The following is a 21,560-nucleotide window of genomic DNA, read 5'->3' on the forward strand; positions in this document are numbered from 1 at the left end:
GGTTCAGGCCATGCGGCAGCCGGTGGCCGGGTCGGCGACGGCCTTGCCGGCGATGCCGATCACCTTGTTCTCGCGGTTCTCGACCTTGCGCAGGTAGATGTCCTGGATCGGGTTGTGCGAGGGGCTCATCTTCCACTTGCCGCGCGGGCTGTCGATCTCGGCGCCGCGCATGGCCGCGTAGAGCGCCTGCTTGTTGGCCATGTCGCCCTTGACCGCGTTGGCGCCCTTGACCAGCAGCAGACCGGTGTCGTAGCCCTGCACGGCGTACACGTCGGGCTGGAGCTTGAAGGTCTTGGCGTAGTCGAGGCGGAATTTCTTGTTGCGCGGGGTGTCCAGCGAATCGCTGTAGTGCATGGTGGTGAGCACGCCGTTGGCCGCGTCACCGGCGGCGTCGAGCACGCCCTCGGTGAGGAAGCCCGAACCCCAGAGCTGGATGTTCTTGCTCAGGCCCGCGGCCTCGTAGTCGCGCAGGAACTTGGCCGCACCGCCGCCGGCGAAGAAGCAGGCCACGGCATCGGGCTTGAGCGCGGCGATCTCGGTCAGCAGGGCCTGGAATTCCACGTTGGGGAAGGGCAGGCCGAGCTTCTTGATGATCTGGCCGCCGGCCTCGGTGTAGCTCTTCTCGAAGCCTTCAAAGGCCTCGTCGCCCGCGGCGTAGTTCCAGGTGATCCACACGGCCTTTTTGTGGCCGCGCTCCATCATGGGCTTGCCCAGGGCCAGCGTGGGCTGGCTGTTGGTGAACGAGGTGCGGAACACGTTGGGCGCGCACTGCGCGCGCGTGGCGATGTGCACGCCGGCATTGGGGATCAGGTTGAGCACGCCGGTGTCGCGCGCCACCTTGTGGATGCCCATCTGCACGCCCGAGTGCACCGTGCCCACGAGCACGTCGACCTTGTCGCGCTGCACCAGTCGGGTGGCGTTCTCGATGCCCTTGGCCGGGTTGGATTCGTCGTCGACCTTGAAGAACTCGACCTCGCGGCCGCCCAGCTTGCCGCCCTGCTCGTTGAGCGCCATGCGGAAGCCGTTCTCGATGGCCACGCCGAGCTGCGCGAAGGTGCCGGTGTAGGGCAGCATGAAACCGACGCGGACCTTGTCGGACTGCGCGCGCACGATCTCGGGCAGCAGCAGGCCGGAAGAGGCCGCGCCGATCACGGCGGCGCTGCGGGTCAGGACAAGACGGCGGGTAGTCATGTTCGGAGTCTCCAGGGGGTGGATGGGATGCGGCTCACTGTAGGTTCGGGCAGCGGGGCTTGGCGATCCTGAATAACCCTATGCGCTTCAAATTTGAATTGTTCAGCTTTGAACGTTTCAGGCCGCGGACGCGGCCGCCAGGGCCTGTGCCAGCCACGCGCGGCACCAGGCCGCACCGGCCGCTTCGGGATCGACGTCGCTCGACGCATCAAGGATCAGCGGCTCGCCGATGCGCACAGCGCCGAGGTCGCGCAGGCGCTCGTCGAACTGGCGGCCGCCATTGGCGAAGGTCATGGGGTACTGGGCGCTGTCGCCGAGCGCGATCAGGCCATAGCGCACGTGGCCGAGGTAGCGCGGCTGGCTGTCGAGCGAGGCGTAGAAAGCCTGGGCGTTGTCGGGCACGTCGCCCGAGCCATAGGTGGACGAGCATATGACGTAAAGTGCATTTGGCTCGTCGAAGACCTCGGGGCCCAGCCCGTCCATCATGCGCACCTCGATCTGCCCGATGAGATCGGCGCTGTCCATCTCGATCGCCTGCGCGACGTACTCCGCCGTGTTGGTCATGGTGCCCACGAGAATGAGCAGCTTGGAGGGCAGGGCAGAAGACATGACACGCACTTTAGTGCATGTTTCTGCGGCGCATCATGGGGTAAACCCGCGGAGGGCTGGCCTGCCCGGAGGGACTCGAACCCCCGACCTGCTGCTTAGAAGGCCAAAAATCCAGGCTTTCTAAGCCGTTGATCTGTCTAAAGTTTTGGGCATTTCTGCCGAAATTCGAGGTCAACGGGGACAATTTGGGGACAGTTCGCAGTATGAAATTCAGTGCGATCGCATCGAATAGGGGCCTTTCATGGCCTCGGTGAAGCAGCGCCCCAGCGGGACTTGGCAGGCAAAGGTCCGTCGCCTGGGGTTCCCCGATCAGTCCAAGACGTTCGCGCGAAAGACCGACGCGGAAGCGTGGGCGAGGGCTGTTGAGCGGGAAATGGACGTGGGCAGTTTTGTTTCGAGGAACAAGGCAGAGAACACCACATTCGGCGAGGCCGTCGATCGCTACCTGGCTGAAGTCGTGCCCAAGCTTCGGGCGCAGCGCCAGCCCACCAGCATGTTGCTCAAATTGAAAGAGCGTTTCGGCGAGTACTCGCTGGTGGCCATTCAGCCGTCGATGCTCGCGGCCTATCGTGACGAGCGGCTTCGAGCCGTTGGCCCCCAGACCGTGACCCACGAGCTGGGGCTGGTGAACCGGGTCTTTAAAGCCTGCCAACTCGATTGGGGCATTCCGCTGCCGCAGGGCATCCCGACGGCGGGCATTCGCAAGCCCAAGTTGCCGCCCGGCCGAGATCGACGCCTGGAGGGTGACGAGGAGGCGATCCTGCTGCGGTCGCTCGGTCAGGCGGCGACTCCCTGGATGAAGGCTGCTTTCGTTCTGGCCGTTGAAACGGCAGCCCGAAGGAGCGAACTGCTTTCCCTGGCCTGGCAGGAGGTTGACCTGACCAGGCGTGTCGCTCGCATTCGAGGGGTCGATGGTCGCGCCACGAAGAACGACCAGCGCTACCGCGATGTGCCGCTGTCCACGCGAGCGGTGGCGACACTGGCTCAACTGCCGCGTTCAACGACCGGTCGGGTGCTGCCCATCACCGCGGATGCGCTCGACTCGGCCTGGGATCGCCTGATCGCCCGATGCCGGCGCGAGCACGTTCATGGCGTTCTCTCCAGGAAGCTCGAAGAACAGGGGATCGATGCGGCACGAGAGATTCGGGCCTTGGTCTACAAGAAGCGGGCCCCGCTGGACATGACGCTGAAGCTGCTCGCAGAAGTCGAGCGTGTGGAGATTCGGTTCCTGGATCTGCATTGGCATGACCTTCGGCACGAAGCGGTCTCGCGCTTGGCCGAGCGCTTGCAAATGCACGAACTGATGAAGGTCACGGGGCAGAAGACCGCCAAGATGGTCGCTCGGTACTACCACCCACGTGCCGAGGACCTTGCTGCGAAGCTGGGCTAGCTAGATGCGCGCCTTGCGGAGACTGAAACTCATTGAAGGGCGCCGTCCAAATAGAATGAATGACCTCAGTGCGACAGTGGACCTCAACCTCGAAAGATCTCATGTCTGCGGCGGACTACCTCAAGCTCTTCATGCTCTTTGGCATCGCGATCGGCATCGTGCTGAATCGGCGTTTGGCGCGATCGAGCGTCGCGCTTCGAATCGCGAACAAGCACTACGTTGACCAAACTGATCGCATGTTTGGTCTGAATGACTGAGCGGTGCCGAGCGCACGAAAGGCGTGCTCCTCGTATTGCCGTGAGGATTTCCACGCGATTTCGCGGTGCGCTTCCCATCCGCATGAAATTGACCCTGGCAAGGAGGCGGGTTTAGGTGAAGGACCATTGAGGCAGAGGCTCCCCACGGCTCAAGGCGAGCATCGAGCGCGAAGCCAGCTTCATGAACTTGAGCGTTTCCCACATCGTTCTGGGCTTGGCCGTATCCCGCAGGCCAAGATCGTCCACCATGCGCTCCAGTTCCGGGTCCAGGTGCGCGGCGTATCTCCACTCCGGCACAAACATCTGCGGTTCGAGCTGGCGCAGTCGCATTTTCAGTAGGTCGCGGCCGAAGGCCGACCTGAGGAGCCAGTGCGGCTCCGGGGTGTAGTGCTGGCGGAAACAAACCGTAGTCGTCAGGTCGAGGTCGGTCTTGTGTGGCATTGCTGTTCCTTGGTTCAGGGGGTGGATACCAAAGTCGCACGCAAGCGGATTTAGTCAAGAGACACTCGGACCAAAAATCAGAAGGGCCAGCAAAGCCAGCCCTTCACGGAGATACAGCCCACCGGGCTACGCCCCCCAGTTGCCTAAGAGCGGAGCCTGGCGAGCGCAGGGCCAAACAAAGACGCCATGAGTTCCGTATCGACAGCCGCAGCCGGCGCTGGCTCAGCGATAACCTCGCGGCGCCGCTTTGGGAATTTGTGAGGTTTCATAGCATCCGTTGACATGACGGGTTCCGACGTGCCCATGCTCGAGTCCGGAATAAGCCCGACCTGGAGCATTCGTTCCAACTTGACCCCTAACAGCATCAGATCGCGAGCTACCTTCACGCGTCGGCGCACAGGCACCGCCAGAAGATGCTCGTATAGGCCAGAGTGATCCGGCTGAAGGGAGAGCCGAAGCCTAAGACCGGCCTCCTCGTCCTCCCCAGCCATCGAAACGCCCTGATCAGTCATTTCGTCATGCCCTGGACGCTCACGAACTCGGACGCCAGCTGAAAGCCGCGCACGTTCGAGAAAGCCGACCCGGGGTCGCACTTGAGGCGGCGCTTGAGCTCCGGCGCTACTTCGCAGAGGAAGTCATAGAAGACCGAACCACCGCCTCCGCACACCAGGATCGTGTCGAAGTCGGACAGATCTCCCACATCGCTGAGCATCGCGTCGTAGCCCCTGCGCAGAACTTCGTCGACAGTGCCCTTGTAGTCGGCCATCTCCAGGTCCACGCCAGCGATGCGAACCGTTGCGCTGCGCGTTCGGATCGCGGCATCGATTGCCTCGATCACCGTGAAATTGTTCTGGTACGAGGGGTTGATCTGCTGGGCAACCGCGTATGCGCACTGAAGCATCGACTCAGGGTGTGCGCCAGACCGAGTGTGGTTCGGCTCGCGCTCAAGCGAGACGAGGTAGTCGATAGTGCCGCCGCCTACGTCGACTACCAGGCTCCAGCCGCGCAGCCCGGCCCCCTTGTTTGCCATGCCGTAATTCATCAGTGCCCCCAGGGGCTGCACCATCACGTCCGCGTCGAGCACGCGCACGGTGCGCACACCCAGCGGGTCTTCAGGGCCGCCAAGAACGTGGGTGCCGATAGCCGACTGGCGCAGCTTCTCCTTGTATTCGTAGTGGGTGTTGAGCGGCAGGCCCAGCCCAAGATGCTCGATCACCAGCTCCCGAGGGTTGCCAACGTCTTCCAGCATGTAGTGCATGGCACCGTGCATGAGGGCCATGTATGCGGGCGTCATGCAGTAATTGGGAAGGACGTGGCGTGGCTGCGAGCCCTTCAGGTGCATCGGAACGCCGCGACCGGCAAAGTGCAGCACGCCGTCGATCTCAGTCAGGCACCCATCCGAGGCGCGAGTACCGGCCTTGCGCTCAAAAGGTCGCCCCTTGGGTAGCACAGCCGTGATCGAGGGGAACAGGTCAGCCACGATCACGGTCTCGCCGTTCACCTTCTTGCGGCCAACGGTGAACTTGGTGTTTGCGTAACCGACGTCAATGGCGCGACTTGAGACTGTCACGGTGTTGTGGGACTGCGCGAGGGCAGCGGGAAGATCGCGTTTCATATGGGACTCTCTGCGTTGAGGATGCGCACGGGATGTGCTGGCGCCGATTCTTTAGCCCCGCTCACATTCCTTCAACCGACCTGGCTCTCCACTTCCAGAACGGGCCAAAAATGGTCCCTAGCGTCGTCATGCGCTGCTCAACTAAGCAGCAAGTGGGCAAAAAATGGTCCCTGGCGCGCGAGGCGTGCGAACGAGCAACGCTTCAGTGGGCTAAAAATGGTCCCTAGAACCTCCGCACGCTGCGTGAAAAAGCGGCAGATGGGCCAAATTTGGTCTCAAGCACTTCGCGCATTGCGCGAAGCGGCACCAGATGGGCGAAAAATGGTCCCTGGGGCTTTGAATCGGGCCGCGGCAGCGAACTGCGCGCACGTGCAGCCCGCAAAAGCAGCACTCGAGGCATCGACGGATGAGAGGCCCAAGTGCCTTGTCTCCGGACCGACCTGCGGCAGAACCGGCCAGCAGACCAGGCTCGCGGCACAGTGCAAACGGGAGCGGCATTGCTCTCACCGAAACTCGGGCGCGAGCAATATCCACAGGGGCAAAGCCGCACGCGTTTCGTGTTCCGCGTAGTCCATGGGTAGAGCCTGAGTGATATACAAGGCTAGCTGTGACAAGCAAAAAACAGCAGAAGCAAACACCTGAGATGGGCTTTGAAAATCTTTTCTAGTCTGTGGACAACCAACCCAGCGGGTCAAAGCGCAAAGCAGTTGTCAACATGGTGAGCCAGGTCGAGTGACAACCGACAAACGACCTCCGAGAATGCGCGTACTGCACTTGATGTGCTCTGGCATCCGGTAACCCGGTGATGCCCTGCCCCCAGAGGGCGTAACGCAGAACGGCGCTCCATGTGAGAGTCGCAAAGCAACAAGCCGGCTTCCCAAAGTGGACGTCGTAGCCAAGTCGGCTCTCTTTGTGAGGGTCGCACTAACAGGTCGGAGATAGACCTAGCAGCTGAGCCCGCGATGCGGCTCGGAAGCGGTAGCCCTCGCACGAGGAGTTGCCCGCAGCAAGCTCAAACCGGCTCCCTCTGGGGGCCACCAGCCAATGCTCCTCCTCAGCTACGGAGCACGTGTGGTCGCGTAAGCGAAAAAGCGAACCTACGTTTCTCGTTCTCCTTGATGCGGCCCTTGTGTGGTGCGCCATCACGAATTCCCTCCCACCCGGCGCCTGAGCCGGGAGCCCCAGCGGCATGAAATAGGAAAGGGTGGACACAACGGAGAAGGAGACGCCGCATAGAAGTCATGCGGAGAAGTAGGTGAACTTGGGCGGTGACGAACTGCCTCGGCCTGGCCACCCACCCCATTTGGCTCTGTCTGAGACCCAGACAGTAACCCCCCCGGCGATCGATTGCGTCTCCGGGGTGCCCATCCCTCAAGGATGGGGGTCACACAGTTTCCCGCTGTGCCGACAGGAAAGCTTGCTAACGAACCGGGATATGAAGACTTGATGGCCGCGCGCAGGGCCTTGTACTGGGCGAGAGGTAGCTGAGAGGGTGCTGGCGTGAGCTGGCGAGATAGCACTGGGAATTGGCTGAGACCGCTATCCGGTGTGGGTGCGCGAGACGCCCGCAGGGGATAGGGGCTTTAGTGGCGATCCCTGGAAGAGAAAGCCGCATCCGAGAGGAGTTCTATGGACAGGCAGATTGGAGTTGGTCAGGTGAAGACAGCGGGCAACGCGATGGCGCGGGGGCCATTGCCAAAGCGCGGTCCGCGCAAGTCGGTGATCGGGAGCGGGCGTGCGGCCTTGGCTGAGGCGATCCGCCGGCATCCTAACGATCCGGGCCGCCAGATGGCGGCGTTCCTTGAGGAAGCGCCCTTGCCGTCATTGATCGGCCGCGCCAGGGAGGTTTCGGCCAAGACGCGAACGAACCATGGAGACATGCTGCGGGGTGCAATCGCCGACCTGAAGGCCATCAACATGAGAGTGCAAAGGCTGGATCAACTGAACAGGCGTCAAGTCGTGGCCCTTGCGGCGTACTGGACCAACGAGCGAGGGCAGACGGCGGGGACGGTGGCGAACAAGCTGAGTGCGCTGCGGAAGTTTTTCACGCTGGTGGGTCGCCAGGATGTGGTTCCGAAGCGCGACGCGCTTTACGAGGCGCTGGCTGCATCGGGTGTCACGCAGCAGATGGTGACGCGCCAGCAGGTTGCGCTGGACAGCAAGGCGTGGACGCCCAAGGGGGTGTTGCCGCGCGAGGTGATCGAGGAGGTCCGCGAGACCCATCCGCATGAGGCACTGCTATTGGAATTGATGCTTGCGTGGGGTCTGCGGGTGTCAGAGGCACTGGGCCTTCGTCCGCACGCGTCGGACACCCCGGACGGTCTGCTGGTTCACCGCGAGACAAAGGGTGGGCGCTGGCGCAAGGTGCCCTATCTGAAGGATGAGCAGAAGGCGGCGTACCAGCGTGACGTACTGGATAGGTGCCGCCAGTGGGCCGAAAAATCACGAGGCCTGGAGATGGGGTATCCGAAGATGACTCTCAAGCAGGCGAGAAGTCGGCTGTACAACGTGATGGCGGACTTGGGCGTGACGCTGGAAAGGCGTGGGGTGGTCTGCCACGGACTGCGGCATGAATTCGCAGGGGACATGTTCTTCGACCTGACGGGGCACCGCCCGCCGAGCGAGAACGGCGCAGTCGCGGACTGGTACAAGAAGAACAAGATGCAGGTAAATGCTGCCTACCAGCAGGTGTCGGAGGCGCTGGGCCACTGGCGGCGCGACATTTCCTCTGCCTACCTGGGTTCGCCGGCCAAGATGAGCACGACGCAGCGCGCACGGGTTGAGCAGTGGGTGGAGCAGATCGAGGGCAAGCCCGAGTTGTTGCTGAGGCTGCTGAACGGGGGTGCCGAGCAGATCTGGATCACGGGAGCTGCTGCGCAAGGGCTGCCCCTGCGCAACGGGGAGACGATGCAGTTGGCCGTGCGCCTGCGGTGTGGGTGGACGGCTGCGGATCTCAATCGCGTTGATGATGTCGTGCGAGCGATGGCTACCGTACCGATCCAATTGATTCCGTGTCTCGGTCAGCAGCCGCAAGGGGAGGCCGTCGAGGTGTTTCTGCGGAGGTGAACTGGAGTAAATCGGTTCGCAGTCGACGAGTAGACGCGCACGTCAATCGCCTTGGTGAGTGCCCCGTTCGCCAGAGGCCCGCATCCGTACGTGAAGACCGCGAGCAATCCCTGGAATCTTTGGTGATTATCCCCGTGTGAAAGAGGTGAACGCGGTGCCCTTGACGACGTGGGGTTCTCCGGTACGTTGGTCACAAGACCATTCACGTACCTCCCCATGTTCAAAGAGTTCATCTACGCGATCGAATACCAGGCGTCGCTGCGCACGGCCCAGCTGACCGCCATTCTTCAATTCTTCTGGCTGCTGAAGATGCTGGTTTCCATCGTCTTCGAAGGAGGCCCCCAGCTCGATCACCGCGCGGTCAACGGAGAGTTCATGATTCCGATGCTCATCGTGATCATCGGCACCATTGCATTGTTCTGGCGTGTGCTGGGTCGTTGGGTGCTGGGCAGTTGGAGCAACAACGAGTCGTTCTGGATGGAGCACAGCGCCTTCAGGCACGCCCTCTGGGGCGCGGGCGTGATGGCAATCCTCTGGCTTGTCTACGAACGCTTCGACGCGACCATGATGTACCTGACTGGGTATGTGCTGTACCTCACGATTCTCACCTTGCTCGCGCGAGCCGGGCCGCTGACCAACGGCATATGTCGCCAAGCCCGAACTCGTGCCGGTGCACGGGCGCAGCGGCGTGAGGACGGTCCGCCGAGCGTGGCCAGAGCGGTCATGCCGAAAATCAGCTTCAAGGACATTCATGGCAACGCTGACACGAAGGCTCGGCTGAAGGAGGCCGCGCAAGCGGTGATTGCAAAGCGGGGAGGGGCGCGCACCGAGCGAAACGGCATCCTGTTGTCCGGCAAACCTGGCAACGGCAAAACCATGTTCGTGGAAGCGCTGGCCGGCGAGCTCAAGCTGCCCCTGCTGCAACTGACCTACGGCGATGTGGCAAGCCCCTGGGTGGGCGAGAAGACTGCCCGCATCAACGCGGCCTTCGCCCAGGCGCGCCGTCAACAGCCATGCGTGCTTTTCATCGACGAGGCAGACAGCTTCCTGAGTTCGCGCGACGGTGAGGCTGGCAACGGCGTCAAGGAAGACCGCGACGTGGTCAACGCGCTGCTCACCCTGATGGTGGACATTCGCAAGGAGCGGGTCATCCTGGTGGCCGCCACCAATCACATGGATCGCCTTGATGCGGCTGGCGTCCGCGAAGGCCGGTTCGACTTCAAGGTGGAGATCACGCCGCCCGATGCCGAGGCGCGGGTAGGTCTGCTCAAGCTCGGCCTCGAAACCCATCTGCCGAAAGCCAGCGTGGATCCGGTGGTGATCGAATCGGTTGCCCGCCGTTGGAACGGCTATTCGGCCAAGCGCATCCTGGCCGTCACCGAGGAGCTCGGACCTTACCTGCATCGCGCGGGCCGGGTGACACCTGGCTACGAAGACTTCATGGGCGCACTCCGCGCGCTGCAAGGTCGAAAGGGCGTATTGCTGGAGAACGTCAAGACACTTGACGAGCTGGTACTGTCACCCGTCACCCGTGAATCGCTCGGTCTCATCGCCGGCCGTATGGCCGATCCGCAGCACACCGAGGCCCACGGCGGCACCCTGCCAGCCGGTGTGCTCTTCTATGGTCCGCCGGGAACCGGCAAGACGGCCACGGCCAAAGCCCTGGCCAAATCGATCGACTGGGCGTTCCTCACGGCCACGGGAGCTGACCTGGCGCGCACTCCCGCGGAGCTGCAAAAACTCCACGACCAGGCGAACGAACTGCGCCCCTGTGTCATCTTCGTGGACGAGGCCGACGAGTTGCTCAGGAGCCGTGACCTTTCGCCCCACACCGAGGGGACCAACAAGCTGCTCACCCTCATGGACGGGGTAGGGGACCGCGTGAAAGACGTCGTGTGGATCGCCGCGACGAACAACCCTGAGCAGATCGACCCGGCGCTGCTGCGTGGTGGACGGTTCACGGAGAAGGTGCCGTTTGACCGACCGAGCGCGAAGAGCCTGAGCCTCTACCTGGAAACCTGGTTCGCGAGCCGCAAGGTCCGCCTCGCAGGCGGCCTCACGGTCGCAGCGGTGGCCCAAACGCTGAAGGGCGAGAGCATCGCAAACGCGGAGGCGGTTGCGCAGGGAGCGCTCAACAGAGCGATTTCACGGCGAAGCACACCGCTGGTGGTCACTTCAGCCGACATCGAACATGCGGTAGTGACGGTGCTTTGAATCACATGCCAACAGGAGGTCCGCTGACTTCACGATCGGCGCACTGGTGACCTTGCTTTCAAGAGCTGGCGAAAAGTTCACGTGTGCGTTCATTGTGAAGCACCGTGCCTAGCTCAGCATTTACTGGGCCAATCGAGTTCGCCGCATTGCTTTTGGACGCTCGGCAGCAAGCGGCCCGCCAGCGCGTGTCCGCGGCCTCCAATTGCGGTGAGGGCTTTGCAGCGGAAGCAGTAGTTAGCCAGGGGCACGCGAGCTCACGCATTCTGAGCCGAAGCGGACGCTGGAGGCGCCCCCGCTATCCAGAACATCCGCCCCGGGTCCACGTGGCCAGACGCGATGGCGACGAATGCGGTACTTCCTGAGACAGTGGAGCGGGCACCAGAAGGCAGTTTGCCCCGCGCCTGCGTGGCCCCGGCAAAGCACCAGCGCGACGACCCCTGCAGAACGTATACTCCTGGACTTAACTTCACTTAAGTCCCTTGTCCGACCACCTCAACGTCGATGCACTGCGTCGCGCCCTGCAACTGAAGGGCATGCAGCAGAACGAGTTGGCAGCGAAGCTCGAGGTCACGGACGCGGCGGTGAGTCAGTGGCTTTCCGGAACGACGGAGCCCAAGCCGGCGACCTTGCTGAAAATGGCTCGCGCCGTTGGGCTAACCGTCGCCGAACTTCTCGTCACGGAGGAGCCGGCCCCTCTGGTGGCATATCGACGCAAGGGCCAGCAGAAGACGACCGAGTTCAACGAAGACGAAGCGCTCGACCAAGCGTACGCGCTCGACGCTCTGGTGGATCTGCTCCCGCCTCGCACGTTCCGACCTCCAAGCGTCGCTAACGCGAGCCCCACGTACCGCTGTGCTGAATTGGCCGCAGCCGAGCAGAGGTCGCGGCTGGACACTGAACCCGGCCAGCCGGTGAGCTGGCGCTCGTTGATGAAGTGGTTCACCGACTGGCAGTCGGTCGTTGTCCCGGTGTTCTGGGGAGAGCGCGAGAACCACGGCAATGCCCTGCACATCCACCTGCCGCGGACGAATCACACCTTCGTCTTCATCAATCTCGACAGTGAACGGCTGGACTTCAAGTTCTGGCTGGCGCACGAGATGGCCCATGTCCTGACGCCAGACTTGGTGGGCTCGGAGGACGGTGAGGACTTTGCGGATCTGTTCGCCGGGGCACTGCTGTTCCCACGCGATGTCGCTGCCGAGGCCTACCGGGAAGCGGTGGGAGCCAATAGCGCTGCGATCGCGCTGAACACCATGGCTGACTGGGCGCGGAAGTGGGAGGTATCGCTCTTCACGGTGTACTCGCAGTGCAACCGTCTCGCGGAAGATCGGAAGGTGCCCCCGCTAAAGATCGACTCCACAGCCGTCCACGCCGCGCGGCGGCGCCTCGACAAGACTCTTCCCAAGGTTCGGGACGAACTCTTCGAGGGCCAGACACCGAACGTGCACCAGTACATCGACGTCGCGGCCCGGCAGTTCGGAGGCGAGTTCTTCAATGCCCTGGCACAGTACGTCAGGACGAGAGAGGGCGGCCCTACCTACATCCGCCGGTGCATGCATGCGACCTTGCGTGACTCGCTAGCGCTGTACAGCGCCCTGACGAAGGGGGCCGAGCATTGAACGTCGCCCTCGTCGATACCTCCGCCTACCTCAACCTCGCACGATGCCTGCACCCGATGTTCGGACGGACCTTCGGCCCGCCGCCGTGGACGGCCCAGGGCGCCGCCGAGCTTCAGCGGGAGTTCGAGGACAAGCCGTCGCTCGGGGTGACGTACTACTGGTTCAGCGAGCCGTCCTACGCGGATAACCGGAGCGCGAACGTCTTTGACTGGAAGTCGGTGAACCTGATGGAGGTCAGGGCCTCGACGGACGGCATCCTTCAGTACTGCCGGGCGAACTCCAAGAAGTTTCGCGATGCGCAGTGTTCGGTACCGTCTCCCGCCGACTGCCTTCTGGCGGGCTACGCCGCAGCACTTGTCGAGGCTGGCAGGAAGGCAGCAGTTGTGACCGACGACAAAGGACTTCACCTAGCTATACGGATGCTGGCCACGAGCGAGGTGATGCATGGGTACGAGATGCTCGCCCATTTCGTCTCGGCTGGGCATGTAACGCGCGACGCGGCGAAGGCTCTTTACCAAGAGCTGGCCTACCTTTCGAACGTGCCGACGGCGTGGCGCCTGGCCTGTAAGTCGACATTCGGCTTCCCCTGCCCGTGACCTAGGACCCGGGTCGGTCACGAGATTCGCAACAGGCCGGCGGCTGGAAGCGACGCGAGTCGCTACCCCAATCTCTGTCGATCCGACACGCCGTCTCGCGGTCAGAGAGTGGTAGGTGAGGGCACTGCCAGCGCGCGAGCGTAAAGCTGGCAGCGCCGCGTCCTGGTTGTGCCGGTCGCGTCGATGTAGGGCAGGTCGACCGAGCCAGCAGGCGAGCAGTAGCCATCTGGGAAGAGCTGCAGGTGCGCTGCGCCGCGGGCGATAGTGTCGTCCGCGGGCAGATGAGACAGCAATGACTTGCTGATGAGCATGACGAACTTCATGCGCGCACGCGTGAGCGTCACGTTGAAACGCCGCGGATCGAGGATGAACTCCTCCTCGGACGCAATGAAGTCCGGGTCCGAAACCGTGTAGCTGGCGACGATGAGGTCGCGCTCCTGGCCTTGGAACCGGTCGACGGTGTCAATAAAGGACGAGTCGAGCACGGCCACGTCCAGCGTCGACCCAAGAAGGTTGCGAATCGTCGCGATCTGCGCCCGGTGCGGTGTGACCAAACCGACCCGCTCTTGCCAGAAGTCTTGTGGCACGCTGCCCCCATTTACGGCACTCAGCATCGCGCTGTATTCATGTACCAAGGCCGCGGCAACCTGCGCCTCGAATAGGTTGGACACGGTGCTCGTGTTGTCGTCGTAGCAGACCACTAGGACAGGCTTTTCAGGGTCGAGCAACTCTTGCCAGTGCGGCGACCAAGGCGGCATCGCAGGCCACGACTCGGGCTGGCTTGCAGGCAAGGGTTTGACGTCCAAGCGGCGCATCTTGTGATGCGACTCATAGTCGTCCTCGTAAAATCGGCGCGACGGCCAGCCGGAGATCGCCTCGTTCGACCGGTAGTTCTTCGCCAGGTTGACAGGCTTGATCTGATGGGCGAGCCGGTAGTAAGAAAAAATGCAGTCGAGCAGACCCGAACGCGAGTCCTCGACCTTGTACTGGTAGACCGGGCCGAGTTGCCGATCGTCGCCGCAGACGACGACGTGTGCGTCGGGCCTGAGCAAGCACATGTAGGCCAACGCAGCGGCCGACGCCACCTGGGACGCCTCGTCGATGATCAGCAGGTCGAACCAAGGCGCTCCGATCTGCGAAGCAGGGGTGTCCTTACCGGTCGTGAGCTTCAGGAGCTGTTGGTGGGTTCCTCCCACCACCAAGAGGTCGTCCGCGGCGGCAAGGAGTCCTGGAAGCCAACCGCGTTCCTTCCATCGATCGATGTCCTCGACCCCCTCGATGTCCCGCGGTTCGCTGGAACTGGATCGAATGCGGAGGACTCTGGCATGCATCGCTCCATTGGCGCAGCGACGCGTCTCGAGCAGCTCGGCGCATGTTCTGAGGACGTTGTCGATCGCGTTGTAGTTAGAAGCGCCGATGCCGATTCGCAGACCTGTTCCGCGTGCGATCGCATCCTCCAGCCATGACAGCGCGAGAACGCCGAGGGTTGCCGTCTTGCCGGTGCCGGGCGGCCCCCAGAGCATGGACAGTCGATCGCTGAACGAGTGGGCAATGGCGTCGGCTTGCCGCTCGTTCGGCGGGTCGGGTGCGTAGGCCTTCACCTTCGCCAGCGCGTCGGCGGCATCGCGCCGCTGGGGTGCGGCTAACTTGGTGGGCGCGTAGAAGAAGGTGTACGCGGGTTCCAACTGCTTCGTGCTCATTGGCGCACCTTCGCTGGCTTCTTGCCTCCCACGCGCCGAACGGCTCGCTCCAGCAACTCGGTACTGAAATCCTTAGCAACCGGATCGAGGACGCAGGCGTGATCGAGCGATCGGAGACCGGCGTCCCTAAGCAGCTTTTCCTTCGTCGGGTCGAACAGGAGGACCAGAAGGGGCGGCGTGTGCAAGGTGTCGAGCCGCGCGACGGTGACTTCCAATAGGTTGCGGAGCGGCGCGTACTGAAGCCGTTCAGGGACTGAGATTCCTGCCGAAAGCGCCTCTCCGAGGTTCTTGTGCCCCGCGGCGTGGTACCACTTCGCGTCGATCGAGCCCTCCATGGTCTCGTTTCGCAGGATGACGGTGAAGTCGCCTTCGCGGATCCGCGTATCCCGTGAGTCGTCCGAGAATGTGAACGGCAGGGCCTGCTTGGTCCCCTTTCTCAGCTCCGGCGCGTACCGCGGGTCTGCTGACACAGCAGCCATGACCTCCTCAATGCAGGGTACGCCGTCGGCGACCGTGATGCCGCGAATCGAGTGGAAGTTCGCTTCGCGCTCCTCGATCGGGAGCGCAAGAACGTGCATGTTCTCCAGATCGTCCGCGATCGCATTGAGCTGCGAGAACACGATCATCTGCGCCGAAGCAGTCGGCAGGTTGAACTCTTTGGGTGGCTTGAGGCTGAAGGGTTCCTTTCGCAGAAGCAACTGCTTCCGATAGTCCTTCTGCAGGCCAACAACGACGTCGTGGACCGCACTGAGGTGCATGCTGGTCACTTTGCGGAGAAGATCACTCAGCTCGCCGCGACTGAACGGCTCTCCCTTGTTGAACCCGTCGACCAGACTGTTTTTGCGCAGCAGGATCTTGTCCTGCCACAACTCGTAGGCGCGCTCGAAGGGGATCTGGTCGCTCAGTTCCGTGCGGAAACCATACGGTGGGCGCACCATGATGTGCTTGCCTTCTTCGTTGATGAACGGCGCGAGCCAGTGCTTCGCGTCCCATAGCGTGTATCCAAAGCGAACGGGCAGGCCGACAAGACTCTGCACGATCCTCTTGACGATCGTGACGGGCTGCGTCCTGAAGTCCTCAGGTGCGGCCAGATCTCCTTCGAGAGGGAACACGCGGATCAGGAAGACAGCGATCTCCGCGACGGCCTCGTCTTCGATGTGCCTAGCTAGAATCCTTGCTACGTGGCGCGCTTCGAGTTGGTCCCAGACGTAGAACTGGACCGTATGTTTCTGGAAGTCCTCGTCGAACAGCTTGTTCGTGTTGTCCAGTTCCGTCAGCCAGGACTGCAGGCGCCTGCAAAGCTCGATGAGGCGCAGCCTCTCGCTTCTGGAACTCATGCCGTCGCCGGCCGAGTCGATCAGAAGCGTCAAGTCCTCGACCTCCGGCTTCGCTCCCTTGGTCCTGAAGTACACCTTGCGCAGACCGAGCGCGAACGTGATGCCGGTTCCGGGATCGAAATGCGCTGTCAGGAAGATGCTCATGTGCGCGAAGGAGGGCATAGCCGCCGCCTTGCGTCCTGCCACAGGAATCGCCTTGCAGGTGGCGACGGCCTCTGCACGCGCCACGAAGGCCCGCTCAAGCGACTTCAGCCGCTGACTCTGGCTCTTCGCGGCTTGCCACTTCGGCCCATTCGCACGGAGCTCGGTGGATAGCTCGCTGAACTTTGCGATGCCCGCTTCCCGCAGCACCTGGGCTTGGCCGGCAGTCAGGTCCGGCATCTGCGACAGGTGGTCCACGTCAGGCCGGACTGCCTCCTCTCGGCAGTGGTGGAGGAAGTCGCACAGCTGGCAATTGCCAGAGACGTGCCAAGGGGCCTCCAACGGCTTGTAAGCGAGAACACGTGGCAGACGTTCCTCGAGGAACTGCCGGAGGCGAGGGCGATACACCTCGTAGGGTACCGCCTTCGTCGTTTCGAGTAAGGCTTTCGCGACGGGGTCTGCGAGTCCGCTCGCCTTGTGCCGCTGGACCAGCTCCTTGAAGGCTCCGGCCGTGTGGGTCCCCGGCCAGACGCGGCCTTCCGCGGACACGCCGTACTGATCGTCCAGCCCTTGCTCCTCCAGCCAGGTCTGAAGGCCGAAGGCGTAAAAAGTAACCTCGACAAAGTGCCGAAGCGCCGGCTCTGCGGCTAGCTTGACGTCGATGACATGCAGGACAGTTCTTGGCTTCTTGGTCGGATTGATGAGTGGCACCTGGGCGTCATAGGGACGCACCCACAGCAGGTCCGGCCTAGCGCTGGCCTCCTCTAATTTGCGCGAGTCGACCGCAGCTTTCAGCGACGGACTTAGTGAGCCCGGCACCTGGAATTCGGCCTCGACGATGAACTCTGGCGGAGCCGACTTCTTCAGCAGAGCGTCAAGCGCCTTGATCGGCTGGAAGGTGGCGATCCGGAGTTCTTCGTCGACGTCTCTGCTCTTGGAGGCCGCCACTCGACCTTTCGCGACTTCGCAGATGTCGTCGAAGCACTGAGCCTCCCAGACGCGGCCTTGAGCGGTAACCAGTTGGATGCCGGGGCGACTACCCCGCTCCTCATTGGCGTTTGGAACCGCGGGCCTTCCCCTTTGCTCCGCCTTCGTGGCCAGCCGATATCGGAGGAATCGGTCGCAGTCGAACTTGAACGTGAGCGCGACCACGCTCTTGTTGAGTATTCCCATTCGGAGGCTCCCATTTCCCTGCCATGTCGAGCGCCTCCGAGAGTTCCATTCTTCTCGAACCTCGGCTGTCGACAAGAGCAGTCGTCGCATTAGCACAGAGCAGCGCGCGCAAGAAGTTTCGCGCATCAGGAACCCGGAAACCCACTGCCTCGTGCCTACTTAGGTCTTCCCACCATGAAGCCATCGATTCGGTCGCCTGCTCCACGGCTCTTGCGCTTACCGCAGTCGACCCTCGGGGCGTCTTGACGGGCTGCAGGACCAAGACCGCGTCCCAGCGGAGCGTACCTTCGTAGCTATGCAGCCCGCCTTGTCCTTCACCGCGCATCGGAAACGTTCTCACGACTGTGAATCCGGAGGCAATGATGGCCTGGGTAAGCAGCAGCCAAGCCTCTGACGAGGTGTGATGGTAAGTGAACACCAATCGGCCGTCGATCTTCAGCACCCGGTGCACCTCGCGGAGGATCCGGGTCAGTTGATCAGCAAACTTGCATCGCGACACCTCGTCGCCGCTCACTACGGCGAGCGACTCCCTCATCGGAGCGCTGCGCGAAGCTCTCCTATATCCGGCCGGCGCAGAGCCCAGGTATTGCGCCCACGCGAGGTAGAAGTCGGACAGTTCGGAATAGCTGACGTTGTCGAAGTACGGTGGGTCCGTAAGTACCAAGTCGATGGTGTGAGCCTCCACCTCAGACATCGACTCGGAGGACTTGTTGTAGATGCGGCTTGTGCACCGTCGCTTCGGCTGCAGTGGCTCCGGCTCGCTGAGACCGCCGCGAACGTAGAAGTGAGGCGCGCGGGCGTAGTCCAACGCTCGCAGCACCTTGGACGCCACGTTTGGAAACGTCCCTCGCCCTTTGCCAGCGAGCCACGGGTTGACCTCGACTGGGCGGACGATGTGCCGAAAGCCGTGCATGGCAAACATCGCGCTCGTTCGACGGTACCCGGCGGCATAGCTCGTGTACATTGAGTTCGTTGTCAGGTGCTCGCTGAAGGCTAGTTCGAGCACCTTCTTTAGGTCGGTGTCCTTCTCGGCGGCGATTCGCTTGGCCAGGACGCCGAGATGCAGGCGCTGCCTGTCGTTGAAGAGCTGCCGATAGTTGACGATTCCGTTGATCATCGGCCGCGAGTCGCTGCGACCAATGGTGGGAATGAGTCGCTCAGGCCCGACGAGGCCGAATTCACGCTCGAACCGGGCGAGTGCGTCGGCGGCCAGCTTGAAGCGTGCCCGGTCCTCATCGTCGGCCGCCTTGAATGCTCGGTGGCGGTCGGATCCGGATCCCGCAAAGTACTCCTGTGCGAAGAGTCGGTAGCGCGGCGCCGCTCGGCCGGAGACCGAGTGTGGCTCGCTGTGGCCGCACTTCGGGCAGACACAGGCGCCGCGCAAGTAGTTACCGTCGTTGATTCGGGTCTTGACCCCGCACGCGCAGGAGACTACCTGGCGCGACGCCGGAACTTCGTGGACACGATCGCACGAGGAACAGTGAACCCACTGTATTCCGCGCACCGCGTCCTTCGCGAGCTGGAAGGTCGGATGCAAATCGAACGAAACGCCGCACGCCGCGCACTGGAACAACTCGACCCAGAAGTGGTACAGGACCGAGCTCTGTGTGCCATTGACCGTCGTGGTGTGATATGCGGCGAAGAACGCGGATAGGTCCTCCACCAGCTGCTGGTAGGAGTGCCGGGAAGGCTGGAGATTCCTGGCATTTAGTTCGAAGCTTGTGATCATTGACGCAATTGGGTCGATTTCGTACCCTACGACGTCGGCTCCGACTCGGGCTGCTTCCACTAGCGAGGTGCCCCCCCCAGTGAACGGATCCAGGATCGTCTTGCCGGAGAGGTCCGGCGCACCTTCAAACAGCGCCCAAAAGTCATCGGTGGAAGCTGTTGCCGGCAGCGCCGCAGCAGTCAACAGTGCTCGAAACTGCGATCCCAGGCGACGCGCGAACCAGCGGTGGACGCGGTAGATCGGAAGTGAGCTCTGTCCCTCCCGCAGTCCGATCTTCGCGAGGTCGACGACGGGGATGTCACCTCGATCGAGCAGCAACCGGTGGGCAACTTCGGATTCGGAGTGCGGGGCCGGCTCGATGGGTGTGTCGGTTCCCTTGTACATGCAAGACGCGCGAGTTTTGTTCCAGTGGGGGCAGTGTACCGATCTCGCGGCGATAACCACGGTGCAGCCCCACGCTCGTACCGCTCCGACGCCACGCGACGGCGCCGACGAAAGTCGGTGAACTGGACCGGAGTCGGACCTCAGCGCGGCCACTGGCAGGTTTACTGACTTGCCCGCTTGCGGCCTGCACCGCGCGATGAGGTGGCTTGGGGCAAGCGGTTCATGCTGCCGAGGCCTTGAATGCAGGCAGGACTAAACGCCAGTTGTTCGTCGACATCAGCCGTCGGCCGCGTGCGCAGCGGTCAGTCTTCCGGAGTATCCGCAAGCGGCACGACCGGTCATCCCGCACGCTGGAGCCGAGCGGCCGCATTCAGTCTTCATCGGTCGTTCCCGATCACCGACCCTGCCAGCCTCGCCGCCAATAAGCCCATCGTGACTCCAGACAGCCTGTCAATCCACAATTTGCAGCGCACATAGACAGCCTGAGCGCCGTCAGACGAGAGAATCAATGCGACTGTCGCGTACCAGCCTGCCTCGATGGTAAAGACTAGTATGGCCACCAGAAGGTGGAACTCGATGTCTGGCGAGGGGGGAAGCAGCGTCGCAAAGACGCTGGCGTAGACGATGGCGGTCTTGGGGTTGCTGATCTGGGTGAAGAAGCCAAGCAAAAAGTGTCGCGGCGACGCAGTCGAGCGTCCGGTCGACAAGATGTTTTGAACCTCCAGCGGCTGATTGGCGCCTCGCCAAAGCCGGATCGCGAGATAGCCGAGGTAGGCCGCTCCTGCCAGCTTCAACGCGGCGAAGACCTTTGGCGCTGCGACGAGTGTTGTACTCAGCCCGAGCAGAGCGACGACCGCGAAGATCAGGCCACCCAGTCCCATGCCCAGCGCCGCTTGCAAGCCGGCACGCCGGCCACACGACGCTGCTGACTGCACGACCATGATGAAACTGGGTCCTGGGCTGGCGGCTCCGATGAGCAGGGCGACGCCGATGGCAAGCAACGATGCAACTTCGCTCATGACGTCTGTGTGTCCTGGCGCTGAATCTCGGCAGTGTTCTCCGCGGTTTTGTACAAATCCGGCGACGTTTGTCGCTGTTGCATTTCATCCCATGCTGACTTCGTGGCGCAGCCTGTGCAACGAACATCCCAACCAGCAGGAGGACAAGGTTTCAGCGCTGAGCTGCGATCCGCGGGCAACATTCCGCGAATTACCGGACTCAGGCCATGAAGCTCTATCGTGCAGCGGCGTTCTCATCAGGTGGCAAAGGTGGCAACCCGGCCGGCGTGGCCATATGCAGCAGGGCGCTTTCCGAATCGACCATGCAAGCCTTGGCGCGGGATGTCGGCTACTCCGAGGTCGCGTTCCTCCATCCGGAGGGAGGCTCATGGCGAGTGCGCTACTTTGCACCGGAGATCGAGATTCCCTTCTGCGGTCATGCCACGATCGCAGCCGGCGCCATTCTGGGACTCAACCACGGCGTGGGGCAGTACGACCTGAAGACCAACCTCGCCAATGTCCCTGTGGTGGCCTCCATGTCCAATGCGGGATGGATGGCGCGGTTTGTGTCGCCCCGTACGTTCACCCGTGAACTGGCACCATTGCATGTCGAACGCCTGCGCGACTGCTTTGGCCTGGCAGCAGACGAGCTGGACGCGGGACTGCCACCGCGCTTGATGAACGCTGGTGCCAATCACGCGCTCATCGCCCTGCGGTCCAGGCGTCGGCTCTCGCACATGGGGTATGCGTTCAGCGAGTTGCTGCAGGTCAAACGGGAGCTTGATCTCGCCACCGTGACCCTCGTGTACCGCGAAAGCGATGATGTGTTTCATGCGCGGAACCCTTTCGCCGCGGGTGGGGTGTACGAAGATCCGGCTACCGGCGCGGCCGCTGCTGCGCTGGCTGGCTACTTGCGTGATCTCGGTATCAAGCGCAGCGGATCACTGCGCATCATCCAGGGCGAAGACATGGGCCGACGCAGCGAAATCTTTGTCGACTACGACGCCGCGCGGGGGACTGGTGTCCGAATTGCTGGAGAGGTGTCCGTGTGGGGAGGCAGCGAGCTCGATGCGCGTTTGATGGCCGTGGATTGACAACGG

14 protein-coding genes are annotated in these 21,560 nt (G+C 62.6%); 7 read left to right on the forward strand and 7 right to left on the reverse strand.

The genetic code is table 11. The annotated features are described in order from the left end of the window. Positions 1-3 precede the first annotated feature (3 nt). On the reverse strand, positions 4-1,191 hold the full coding sequence (locus G9Q37_RS05815; RefSeq protein WP_166225861.1) for an ABC transporter substrate-binding protein: 1,188 nt from the start codon (positions 1,189-1,191) through the stop codon (positions 4-6). 117 nt (positions 1,192-1,308) lie between these two features. Continuing rightward, positions 1,309-1,800 (reverse strand): flavodoxin domain-containing protein, encoded by a 492-nt coding sequence (locus G9Q37_RS05820; protein ID WP_166225864.1) that lies wholly within the window; start codon positions 1,798-1,800, stop codon positions 1,309-1,311. 241 nt (positions 1,801-2,041) lie between these two features. Between G9Q37_RS05820 and G9Q37_RS05825 the strand changes: the two genes are divergently transcribed. Continuing rightward, positions 2,042-3,190, forward strand: coding sequence for a site-specific integrase (locus G9Q37_RS05825; protein WP_166225867.1), 1,149 nt, complete (start codon positions 2,042-2,044; stop codon positions 3,188-3,190). 101 nt (positions 3,191-3,291) lie between these two features. Then, positions 3,292-3,447 (forward strand): hypothetical protein, encoded by a 156-nt coding sequence (locus G9Q37_RS05830; RefSeq protein WP_166225870.1) that lies wholly within the window; start codon positions 3,292-3,294, stop codon positions 3,445-3,447. 111 nt (positions 3,448-3,558) lie between these two features. Here the strand turns inward: G9Q37_RS05830 and G9Q37_RS05835 are convergent, their stop codons facing one another. Both G9Q37_RS05835 and G9Q37_RS05840 read right to left on the reverse strand, forming a co-directional pair. Beyond that, positions 3,559-3,888: a hypothetical protein gene (locus tag G9Q37_RS05835; RefSeq protein WP_166225873.1), complete on the reverse strand. Its 330-nt coding sequence runs from the start codon at positions 3,886-3,888 to the stop codon at positions 3,559-3,561. A 508-nt stretch (positions 3,889-4,396) separates the two neighbouring features. Then, positions 4,397-5,503: a ParM/StbA family protein gene (locus tag G9Q37_RS05840; protein WP_166225876.1), complete on the reverse strand. Its 1,107-nt coding sequence runs from the start codon at positions 5,501-5,503 to the stop codon at positions 4,397-4,399. Positions 5,504-7,132: 1,629 nt separating this feature from the next. Here G9Q37_RS05840 and G9Q37_RS05845 point away from each other — a divergent pair. From G9Q37_RS05845 to G9Q37_RS05860, 4 genes are all read left to right on the forward strand, one after another. Continuing rightward, on the forward strand, positions 7,133-8,569 hold the full coding sequence (locus G9Q37_RS05845; RefSeq protein ID WP_166225879.1) for a tyrosine-type recombinase/integrase: 1,437 nt from the start codon (positions 7,133-7,135) through the stop codon (positions 8,567-8,569). A 216-nt stretch (positions 8,570-8,785) separates the two neighbouring features. Next, positions 8,786-10,783 (forward strand): AAA family ATPase, encoded by a 1,998-nt coding sequence (locus G9Q37_RS05850; RefSeq protein WP_166225882.1) that lies wholly within the window; start codon positions 8,786-8,788, stop codon positions 10,781-10,783. 479 nt (positions 10,784-11,262) lie between these two features. Beyond that, positions 11,263-12,402, forward strand: coding sequence for an XRE family transcriptional regulator (locus tag G9Q37_RS05855; RefSeq protein ID WP_166225885.1), 1,140 nt, complete (start codon positions 11,263-11,265; stop codon positions 12,400-12,402). Beyond that, positions 12,399-12,998 (forward strand): hypothetical protein, encoded by a 600-nt coding sequence (locus tag G9Q37_RS05860; RefSeq protein WP_166225888.1) that lies wholly within the window; start codon positions 12,399-12,401, stop codon positions 12,996-12,998. Before G9Q37_RS05855 ends, G9Q37_RS05860 begins: the two co-directional genes overlap by 4 nt. Before the next feature lie 101 nt (positions 12,999-13,099). On the opposite strand, the gene G9Q37_RS05865 is transcribed toward G9Q37_RS05860, so the two are convergent. From G9Q37_RS05865 to G9Q37_RS05875, 3 genes are all read right to left on the reverse strand, one after another. Then, on the reverse strand, positions 13,100-14,698 hold the full coding sequence (locus tag G9Q37_RS05865; protein ID WP_166225891.1) for a DEAD/DEAH box helicase: 1,599 nt from the start codon (positions 14,696-14,698) through the stop codon (positions 13,100-13,102). After that, positions 14,695-17,349, reverse strand: a complete 2,655-nt coding sequence (locus tag G9Q37_RS05870; RefSeq protein WP_166225894.1) for a hypothetical protein — start codon at positions 17,347-17,349, stop codon at positions 14,695-14,697. The genes G9Q37_RS05865 and G9Q37_RS05870 overlap by 4 nt, the downstream gene beginning before the upstream one ends. Before the next feature lie 2,490 nt (positions 17,350-19,839). After that, positions 19,840-20,481, reverse strand: a complete 642-nt coding sequence (locus G9Q37_RS05875) for a LysE family translocator (protein WP_166225897.1) — start codon at positions 20,479-20,481, stop codon at positions 19,840-19,842. A gap of 206 nt (positions 20,482-20,687) precedes the next feature. On the opposite strand from G9Q37_RS05875, the gene G9Q37_RS05880 reads away from it, so the two are divergent. Beyond that, on the forward strand, positions 20,688-21,554 hold the full coding sequence (locus tag G9Q37_RS05880; RefSeq protein WP_166225900.1) for a PhzF family phenazine biosynthesis protein: 867 nt from the start codon (positions 20,688-20,690) through the stop codon (positions 21,552-21,554). Positions 21,555-21,560: the final 6 nt, after the last annotated feature.

It is taken from the genome of Hydrogenophaga crocea, from assembly GCF_011388215.1.
Taxonomy (GTDB): Bacteria; Pseudomonadota; Gammaproteobacteria; order Burkholderiales; family Burkholderiaceae_C; genus Hydrogenophaga; species Hydrogenophaga crocea.